This window comes from Komagataeibacter ossonobensis (assembly GCF_057359305.1).
In genome coordinates, this window is sequence record NZ_JBXAYQ010000081.1 from 1 (window position 1) to 5,450 (window position 5,450).

The 5,450-nt window shown below is 56.7% G+C and carries 7 protein-coding genes; 6 read left to right on the forward strand and 1 reads right to left on the reverse strand.

Annotation, left to right across the window (positions count from 1 at the left end):
- The 5 genes from AC1RQ9_RS18360 to AC1RQ9_RS18380 all read left to right on the forward strand — a co-directional run.
- A partial coding sequence (locus tag AC1RQ9_RS18360) for an SDR family oxidoreductase (protein WP_485988049.1) occupies window positions 1–157 on the forward strand: 157 nt, incomplete at its 5' end.
- Between the two features lie 31 nt (window positions 158–188).
- Window positions 189–641 carry an SRPBCC family protein gene (locus AC1RQ9_RS18365; protein WP_485988041.1) on the forward strand — a complete coding sequence of 151 codons (453 nt, stop codon included), beginning with the start codon at window positions 189–191 and terminating at the stop codon, window positions 639–641.
- Window positions 638–1,351, forward strand: a complete 714-nt coding sequence (gene bdcA, locus AC1RQ9_RS18370) for an SDR family oxidoreductase (RefSeq protein WP_485988042.1) — start codon at window positions 638–640, stop codon at window positions 1,349–1,351. The genes AC1RQ9_RS18365 and bdcA overlap by 4 nt, the downstream gene beginning before the upstream one ends.
- Window positions 1,352–1,400: 49 nt before the next feature.
- Window positions 1,401–2,291: an aldo/keto reductase gene (locus AC1RQ9_RS18375; RefSeq protein WP_485988043.1), complete on the forward strand. Its 891-nt coding sequence runs from the start codon at window positions 1,401–1,403 to the stop codon at window positions 2,289–2,291.
- A 103-nt stretch (window positions 2,292–2,394) separates the two neighbouring features.
- Complete coding sequence (locus tag AC1RQ9_RS18380) at window positions 2,395–3,042, forward strand: glutathione S-transferase (RefSeq protein WP_485988044.1); 648 nt, start codon at window positions 2,395–2,397, stop codon at window positions 3,040–3,042.
- Window positions 3,043–3,207: 165 nt separating this feature from the next.
- Here the strand turns inward: AC1RQ9_RS18380 and AC1RQ9_RS18385 are convergent, their stop codons facing one another.
- Window positions 3,208–4,122, reverse strand: coding sequence for a helix-turn-helix domain-containing protein (locus tag AC1RQ9_RS18385; RefSeq protein ID WP_485988046.1), 915 nt, complete (start codon window positions 4,120–4,122; stop codon window positions 3,208–3,210).
- A 153-nt stretch (window positions 4,123–4,275) separates the two neighbouring features.
- On the opposite strand from AC1RQ9_RS18385, the gene AC1RQ9_RS18390 reads away from it, so the two are divergent.
- Window positions 4,276–5,022 carry an SDR family oxidoreductase gene (locus tag AC1RQ9_RS18390; RefSeq protein ID WP_485988048.1) on the forward strand — a complete coding sequence of 249 codons (747 nt, stop codon included), beginning with the start codon at window positions 4,276–4,278 and terminating at the stop codon, window positions 5,020–5,022.
- Window positions 5,023–5,450 lie beyond the last annotated feature (428 nt).

Here is a 5,450-nt window from a genome sequence, read left to right on the forward strand (position 1 = left end):
TGATGCCACGGTTAACAAAAGCCTCGCAGAGATCACGCCGCTGGGGCGCGTCGGCCAGCCCGACGACATCGGGGCTGCGGTCCGTGGCCTCCTGTCCGACGACATGCACTGGGTAAATGGCCAACGCATTGAGGTGACGGGCGGCCAGTCACTTTGATCCCACACAGAAAAGGGCACGGGGAGTCCGTATGATCAACGTTATGGCCAGCAGCGTCATCAATGCACCCGTTTCGTCCGTCTGGGGGCTGATCCGTGATTTCGGCGCCCTTGGTCGCTGGTTGCCGGGCGTGAAAAGCTGCGTGATCGAAGGCGATGATCCCGGTGATCGTGTCGGCGCAATCCGCCGTGTTGAAATGGGCGATGTCGGTGTGATCCGTGAACAGCTTCTGGCGCTGTCGGATGTGGATCATGCAGTGACGTTCTCGATCATTGAATCGGCTCTGCCGATCCGGAACTACCACTCGACCATCACGCTTCTGCCCATAACGGATGGCGATCGCACGTTTATCCGCTGGCGCGGCCAGTTTGAGGCGGCTGCTGAACACGCCGCCAGCATGGAGGCCCGGATGCCGATACACATTTACCAGCCAGCCTTCGACAGGCTGGCAGAAATTCTGGCGTTGAGGGAAACACGGTCATGACCAGCTTTGATGGAAAATCAGTCCTCGTGCTGGGTGGCAGTCGCGGGATTGGGGCCGCCATCGTGCGTCGCTTCGCAACGGATGGCGCGAAAGTCATTTTCACGTATCTGTCTTCCCCTGACGACGCCCAGGCATTGGCGGCCGAGACCGGAAGCAGGGCCCTGCGCGCCGACAGCGGCGACCGGGATGCCCTCATCGCGCTGATCGCCTCGCTCGGCCCCTTGGACGTGCTGGTCGTCAATTCCGGGATTCTTGGCGCGGGTGATCCACTGGACATGCCGCCGGATGCCATCGACCGGCTTTTCCGCATCAATATCCACGCGCCTTATCACGCGGCGGTTGCTGCCGCACGAAATATGCCCGACGGCAGCCGCATCATCCTGATCGGCTCCGCCAATGCAGACCGGATGCCGATGACTGGCCTTGCCGCCTACAGCGCCAGCAAGGCGGCACTGAAAGGCATGGTCAAGGGGCTGGCGCGTGATTTCGGGGCGCGCGGCATTACCGTCAACGTTGTCCAGCCCGGCCCTACCGATACCGACATGAACCCTGCCGATGGGCCGCTGAAGGACGTGATGCACGACTTCATGGCGATCAAGCGCCATGCCACGGGCGCGGAGATCGCGGGGCTGGTCGCGTATCTTGCCGGGCCAGAGGCCGGCATCATCACGGGGGCTGCATACAATATCGATGGTGGCTTCGCAGCCTGACGGAATGACTGATCCCCACCCATTCGCTGGAAAAAAAGGAATGAGGACCATGACCCATTCATCCGCTAATGCCGCCGACGCGGGCACTTTCAGGATTGGCGGCGATCTCGCCGTTCATCGGCTTGGCTTCGGCGCGATGCGCATCACAGGCCCGGGCATATGGGGACCGCCTGCCGATCACGACGAGGCCATCCGCACGCTGAGGCGCCTTCCCGAACTCGGCGTCAACTTCATCGATACGGCGGATTCCTACGGTCCCGATGTCTCGGAATGGCTGATCAGGGAGGCGCTGCACCCGTACCGCAAGGACCTCGTGATCGCGACCAAGGGTGGTCTGACCCGTTCGGGACCGGACATCTGGAAGCCGGTCGGGCGGCCGGAATACCTGCTACAGCAGGTGCACAAGAGCCTGCGCAATCTCGGCGTCGAACAGATCGATCTGTGGCAGTTGCACCGGATCGATCCCAAGGTCCCGGCCGATGAACAGTTTGATGCGGTCAGGTCCTTCATCGACCAGAAACTGATCCGTCATGCGGGACTGAGTGAGGTTTCCGTTGACGACATCAAAGCGGCGTCAAAGTTCTTTGACGTAGCAACCGTCCAGAACCGCTACAATCTCGTCGATCGCACCAGCGAGGACGTGCTCGACTATTGCACGGCGCAGAACATCGGGTTCATCCCCTGGTTTCCGCTCGCCGCGGGTGACCTCGCGAAGCCCGGCTCAATTCTGGACACCATGGCAGGCAAATACGGCGCGCACCCGAGCCAGATCGCACTGGCCTGGGTCCTGAAACGCAGTCCGGTGATGCTGCCAATCCCCGGCACATCGAAGGTCGCGCATCTGGAGCAGAATGTCGCTGCTGCCAGCATCACACTGTCCGATGAAGATTTCGCGGCACTGGATGCAGAAGGCCGCAAGGCGTTTCAGTCATCGCGGTAGGGGAGAGGCCCCGGACAGTCACCGTTCCAGTGCCGAGAGGCCGAGGTGATTGTTCGGACGGACCCCTGACATTTTCGCTTTCGATGCCAATAAGGCTGCTGCAATGAAAATTTACGACTGGCCCACAGGACCTTATCCAGCCCGTGTCCGGATTGCCCTGGCAGAAAAGAATCTCCAGTCCAGCGTCGAATTCGTGCCGGTCAACCTGTGGAAGGGGGAACACAAGAGACTTGCTTTCCTCGCCAGGAATTATTCCGGAACGCTGCCAGTTCTTGAACTGGACAATGGAATTTGCCTTGCTGAATGTACGGCGATCACGGTCTATCTTGATGCGCTCGCCGGGGAACCGACACTGACCGGTCGAACCCCGCTTGAAAAAGGCGTGATCCAGATGATGACAAAACGCGCCGAGATCGAGATGCTGGACGCCATCAGCGTCTATTTTCATCATGCCACACCGGGTCTTGGTCCCGATGTGGAAGTCTACCAGAACCAAGAATGGGGCCTGCGCCAGCGCGATAAGGCCCTACGCGGGATGCATTACTTTGATGGGGTGCTGAGAAAACAGCCTTTCATAGCTGGTGATGCTTTCTCGATGGCGGATATCGCAGTCATCGGGGGTTTTATATTCGCCAAAGCCGTAGAATTACCGATCCCGCAGGAGTGCGAAGCACTTTTAACCTGGTTCGCGCGGATGCAGGAGCGTCCGAGTGTGCGGGCGCAACTGGCAGTTGTTCCGCCAAAGCACTGATGCGCAAAGTAATCCCGAGCGAATAGACAATTGCCGTCCCCATTGCGGTCATTACACTCACGTTTACTCTTCCCAATAGCGGCCATTCGTAACAACAGGTTACTTCTTCAACGCCACTTTGGTTCCGAGAGAAGCGGAGGGGAGGGCGTATCCCATCTGCTGGCCTCATAATTTCCTGTAATCGCGTGGACTGACGCCGACTTCCCTGCGAAACACCTGCGCAAAATGGCTCGGGCTCTCATGACCAATGGTCAGGGCGATCTCGATGATGGACTTGTCGCTCTGGCACAGAAGTTCCTTCGCATATTCAACTCGCCGCCGGACAAACCAGCGTGACGGGCTTTGCCCCATGGTGTTGTGAAATGATCGACTGAAATGAAACCGGCTCATCCCGCACAGCCCGGCCAGAAAATCCAGATCGAATGGTTCGGCGAGATGTGCCTCCATATGATCAAGTGCCTTGCGGAGTTTCCACGCTGGTAGCTGTGCAGGTCTGGGCGTGAGAGCAGAATGTGTCTCTGCATAATGGCGCAGAAGGTGAACGGTCAGGCTCTCCAGAAGCCCGTTCACAAATAAAGAACTGGCCGAATGAGCTGTCTGTATCTCAGCCGTCAGACCGGTCAGAACTCCGGATATAAACGCATCCTGAACACCAGAAATGTCACGCATGCGGAGCCGTGATGGATTAAGTCCAAGAGATCGGGCGGCGCGCTTCACCAGAGCAAGCCCCAGATAGAGATGCATGACTTCAAATGGACCTTCCGGACGGGTCTGCCAGCGCATGAGATAAGGCGCATCGGTCTGTGTCAGGAAGAATGATCCGGGTCCGACCTTAGTTTTCGTCCAGTCACCTGTCAGTTCGCGTTCCTCGATCTGGGCTTCTCCCGATATGACCCAGACCAGCAAAGGCTCGACAACGGCCGGAACCAGCACCTCATTTTCCTGTCGAGAACGGCGGAATATCTGTGCCTTGGCCTCTTTCCATGCCTTCCCTTGGCTTTGCCCGATTTTCCGACCCGGAATACGGTCCTCCAGGGCATAACTGGCGGCACGCAGGGAAGAACGCTGCGGATGAAGCATCCGGTTTACCTTTCAGGCGCGCCTTGGATCGCCCAGATCAGACCATGGAAACGCAAAATCACGATGGTTTTAGCAAAAGGCCGAGAGAAGCCACCTTCCGTAGTCTCTACATGTTTTTCCGATCGTTTTTAATTGGAATATGTGGAGATTATCATGAGCATCAGAGGTAAGATTGCACTTGTTACCGGAGCCTCCAGTGGGATTGATGCTGCGACAGCACGCAAACTCGCGACAGAAGGCGTTGTCGTCGGTTTGGCGGCACGGCGCAAGGATCGTCTGGACGCACTGGTGACGGAAATCATCGAGGCAGGGGGCAAAGCTGTTGCCCTTCCAACTGATGTGACGGATCCTGCATCATGCCAAGCTGCAGCAGATGCGCTCATCACCCAATTCGGCAGGATTGACGTGCTGGTCAACAATGCGGGCCTGATGCCCCTGTCCAGCATTGACAGCCTGAAAGTGGATGAATGGCAGCGTATGGTAGACGTGAATATATCAGGCGTCCTCAATGCAACGGCAGCTGTACTCCCACCGATGATCGCACAGCATTTGGGCCATATCTTTAACATGTCCTCGATTGCGGGTCGGAAAGTCTTTACCGGTCTGGCCGTTTACTGCGCCACCAAAGCTGCCGTTACGGCTTTTTCGGATGGTCTCAGAATGGAAATCGGACCAAAGCACAATATTCGCGTGACCTGCATTCAGCCGGGTGCCGTGAAGTCGGAACTGTACGAGCAGATTACGGATGCCGCCTACCGCAAGCAGATGGATGATCTGGCGGCGTCCATGACCTATCTGGAAGGTGAGGACATTGCTGACACGATCCTGTTTGCACTGAAATCACCGTCCCGGATGGATGTTGCAGAGCTGTTCGTTCTGCCCACCGAACAGGGATGGTGAATATAGCTGCCACCCGTATAAAAAGCGCCATCTGATTGAAAACATGTTCACCAGGCTGAAAGACTGGCGACTTGTTGCGACCAGACAAACTTCATCTTCTGTCTTAAAGAATGCGTCCTGAACCTAAACAGTGTGCGATAGGGCTACGTGAACTTCACTTTTTGGTCTTCTATCCTTTTTGTGGTGTCTGGAAGAAAATCTTGCTCGAAAATCATTGCTTCGCGAGTTTAAATCTTTGGATGGGACATTAACGCGACGAATTGGCGTGATGACCTGGATGGCACACCCAACCATAATCTGTATCGATCATTATTGCACGGATTGTATGGTATATGGTCGAATGCGATCTCATTGAATGTATGGAAATTCCATCCCATGTCCGCATACCCCTATCTCGCCCACTGGAAAGAAGAGATCAGCCGGAGTCC

Bases quoted from the DNA above. Each gene is read 5' to 3' on its own strand.
- AC1RQ9_RS18380 (WP_485988044.1), top strand. From the start codon at position 2,395: ATGAAAATTTACGACTGGCCCACAGGACCTTATCCAGCCCGTGTCCGG.
- AC1RQ9_RS18375 (WP_485988043.1), top strand. From the start codon at position 1,401: ATGACCCATTCATCCGCTAATGCCGCCGACGCGGGCACTTTCAGGATT.
- bdcA (WP_485988042.1), top strand. From the start codon at position 638: ATGACCAGCTTTGATGGAAAATCAGTCCTCGTGCTGGGTGGCAGTCGC.
- AC1RQ9_RS18390 (WP_485988048.1), top strand. From the start codon at position 4,276: ATGAGCATCAGAGGTAAGATTGCACTTGTTACCGGAGCCTCCAGTGGG.
- AC1RQ9_RS18365 (WP_485988041.1), top strand. From the start codon at position 189: ATGATCAACGTTATGGCCAGCAGCGTCATCAATGCACCCGTTTCGTCC.
- AC1RQ9_RS18385 (WP_485988046.1), bottom strand. From the start codon at position 4,122: ATGCTTCATCCGCAGCGTTCTTCCCTGCGTGCCGCCAGTTATGCCCTG.